Below are 3,199 nucleotides of genomic sequence, written 5' to 3' on the forward strand. Positions count from 1 at the left end.
GTCCGGCAGGGGGCCGACAGAAACCGCTCGTCGGGAATCCGCGTCAGGCGATGGACGCCGACAGGATGGCCGACACGGCGAGATTGCAGGACGCCGTCACCCAGACCGCGGGGTGCGGCTCGGGCTCGACCAGCGCCGCTCCCAGGCGCCCCGGCGTGATCAGGTCCACCACCAGGAACGCCACGGCCATCATCACCAGACCCAGCAGCCCGAACGCGGCGGTCGAGACCAGTCCCTTGCCGAAGTCCTCGTAGGTCGTCCAGATGGACGTGAACACGATGCCACCGATACCGAGCAGCGCGGAACTGAGCACCATCGCGGCGTTGCGGTTGCGCTGTTCCCAGATCTGCCGGCCCAGCTTGCCCGGCGTGAGCACGTCGACCAGGACGATGCCGAGGACCAGCAGAACCAGTCCCAGTCCGCCGTAAGCGGTGGCCCTGCCAAGTCCGTTGACGATGTCGCTCATGGGTGGGCGGCTCCGTAGCGTGAGAGATCGTGAATGATCGCGGTCAAGGAACAGCAAAATGTAACGCACCTGTTCGCCGCCCCGACCGGCCCCCCTGGCCCGGTCGACCAGCCCTGGCGCCGTCACGACGCGGGCAGCGCCTGCTCGCACCAGATGGTCTTGCCCTTGGTCGTCTGCCGGGTGCCCCAGCCCTGGGTGAGCTGGGCGACGAGAAGCAGTCCGCGCCCGCCCTCGTCGAAGGCCCGGGCACGCCGGAGGTGCGGCGCGGTGCTGCTGGTGTCGGACACCTCGCAGATCAGCGTGTGATCGCGGATGAGCCGGAGCCGGATCGGGGGCTGCCCGTAACGGATGGCGTTGGTGACCAGCTCGCTCGCCACCAGCTCGAACACGAACGTCGACTCGGTCAGCCCCCAGTTGTCCAGCTGCTCGACGACCAGCTTGCGAGCCCGCTCCACCTGGACGGGCTCCGCGGGGATCTGCCACGTCGCGACATGGTCCGCCGGCAGGGCACGGGTCCGGGCCAGCAACAGCGCCACGTCGTCCGCCGCCCGGTCGGTGAGCAGGGATCCGAGCACGATGTCACAGGCCTCCTCCAGCGACTCCGCGGGCTGCGCCAGGGCGCGGCACAACTCGGCCAGTCCGACGTCGATGTCCCGGCGCCGCGCCTCGACGAGGCCGTCGGTGTACAGGGCGAGCACACTCCCGGCGTCCAGTTCCAGATCGGTGGCCTCGAAAGGGAGGCTGCCGATCCCCAGCGGGGGTCCGACATGACCGGAGACGATGTGCGCCGTGCCGTCCGGAGCCAGGACGGCGGGCATCGGGTGCCCGGCCGTGGCCAGCGTGCACCGGCGGGAGACCGGGTCGTACACCGCGTACAGGCAGGTGGCACCGAGATCCGCCGAGGAGGACCCGAGACCGTGCGTCCCTTCGTCGTCCCCGGGTTCGCCGGGCACGGGTCCGCCGGGCACGGGTTCGCCTTCGGAGAGGTGCAGGATGAGGTCGTCGAGGTGGGTGAGCAGCTCGTCGGGCGGCAGGTCGACATCGGCCAGCGTGCGCACGGCGGTGCGCAGCCGGCCCATGGCCGCGGAGGCCTGGAGACCGTGTCCGACGACGTCCCCCACGACCAGGGCGACCCGGCTGCCCGACAGCGGGATCACGTCGTACCAGTCACCACCGACCCCTGTCCGCGTCCGGGCGGGCAGGTAGCGGGAGGCCACCTCCACGGCCGTCTGACAGGGCAGACGCTGCGGCAGCAGATGACGCTGCAGGGCCACCGCGGTGGACCGCTCCCGGGTGAAGCGGCGCGCATTGTCGACGGCGACCGCCGCCTTGGCGGCCAGCTCCTCGGCGAAGGCGACATCATCGGGCCCGAACGGATCGGGCCGGCTGCGCCAGAAGTCCACCGTGCCCACCGTCACCCCTCTGGCCTGCAGCGGTGTCCTGATCCTTGAGTGGATGCCGTACGCGAGGACGCGCGCCGCCGCCTCCGGCTGCTCCGACGCCCACTCCGTGCTGTCACGCAGGTCCGCGTCGAGCCTGGCCCGTCCGGAGAGCGGCCCCCGGGCCTCAGGCGGGGGCGAGGCCGGCTCCGGCGGGTCTGCCAGACCCAGCAAGGGGGCATCGTCCCGGACACCGTCCGCGGCCACCCGGCGCAGCCGCGTGTCGACTCCGGCGGCCGGCTCGTCGCCCCGCAGGACCGGTTCCAGCAGGTCGACGGTGGTGAAGTCGGCGAATCCCGGAACCGCCACCCGCGCCAACTCGCGTGCCGTCTGCTCCACATCCAGCCCGGTGCCCACCGACACACTCGCCCCATACAGCAGCTCCAGTCGCTTGTACAAGAACTCCAGACGTTCACGGGCCTCCTCGGTCCGCGCGCGGCTCTCCTGCAACGAGGCGGCCATGGTGTTGAACGACGCTGCCAGCGCGGCGACCTCCGCCACCCTGCTGGAGGGCACCCGTACCTCCAGGTCGCCCTTCGCGAGCCGCCCGGCCGCCGAGGCCGCGCGCCGCAGCGGCCGCACGATGGCCCGGTGCTGGAACACCGTGAGCGTGACGATGAGCCCGGTCAGTCCGACAAGCCCCGCACTCGCCACGATCACGGCCCGCTGAGCGCTGGCGTCCGTCGCGTCCTGGCGCTCCTGGAGCTTGGCCCGCTCATCGGTGATGTACGCGGTGAACCTGGCCCGCAGCGCGTCCACCCGCCGCTTGCCCTCAGCCGTCACCGCCGGACTCGAGGCCGAGGGGTCGTCCCGCCGAACCGCCTCGACCAGCGGCACCGAGTATTCCCTGAGGAAGGAGTCCATGTCCCTGTTGATCTGTCCCGCGAGACGGCGCTGTTCCGGGGAGGTCGCCGACGCCACGAGCCGACTGGCCTCGGCCGGATAGGCCTCCCGTGCCGCCTGCCAGGGCTGGAGGAACGCCTCGTCCCGGGTGATGACGAAGCCGCGCTGCCCGGTTTCCAGGTCGAGCAGATGCTGTTCCAGAGTGCCGGCATTGGTGATGGCCTCACGTGAGGCCCGCGCGTCGGCGGTGAAGCCGCGAGCGTCACCGATGACTTGCAGCAGGACGGCGAACGCGACACCGATCAGCACCGCCAGGAAGCCGCTCGCCAGGACCGAGGTACCCGTCAGCCCCAGCCGCCTGCTCCCGCCCCCGGGCCGTGTCCTCATGATCCGCCCACCTAGGGCCTGTCGTTTGGATCACGCCGCAGACGCGGGGCTTGGCACGCACATC

2 protein-coding genes are annotated in these 3,199 nt (G+C 71.4%); both read right to left on the reverse strand.

Annotation, left to right across the window (positions count from 1 at the left end; translation table 11 throughout):
* Positions 1–43: 43 nt before the first annotated feature.
* Positions 44–466: a DUF350 domain-containing protein gene (locus tag ACWIF2_RS40360; protein ID WP_184598941.1), complete on the reverse strand. Its 423-nt coding sequence runs from the start codon at positions 464–466 to the stop codon at positions 44–46.
* A gap of 122 nt (positions 467–588) precedes the next feature.
* A complete protein-coding gene (locus tag ACWIF2_RS40365; RefSeq protein ID WP_454366652.1) occupies positions 589–3,135 on the reverse strand; it encodes a SpoIIE family protein phosphatase in 2,547 nt (848 codons plus the stop codon).
* Between the last annotated feature and the right edge of the window lie 64 nt (positions 3,136–3,199).

The sequence above is a fragment of the Streptomyces sp. NPDC055506 genome (assembly GCF_053643595.1).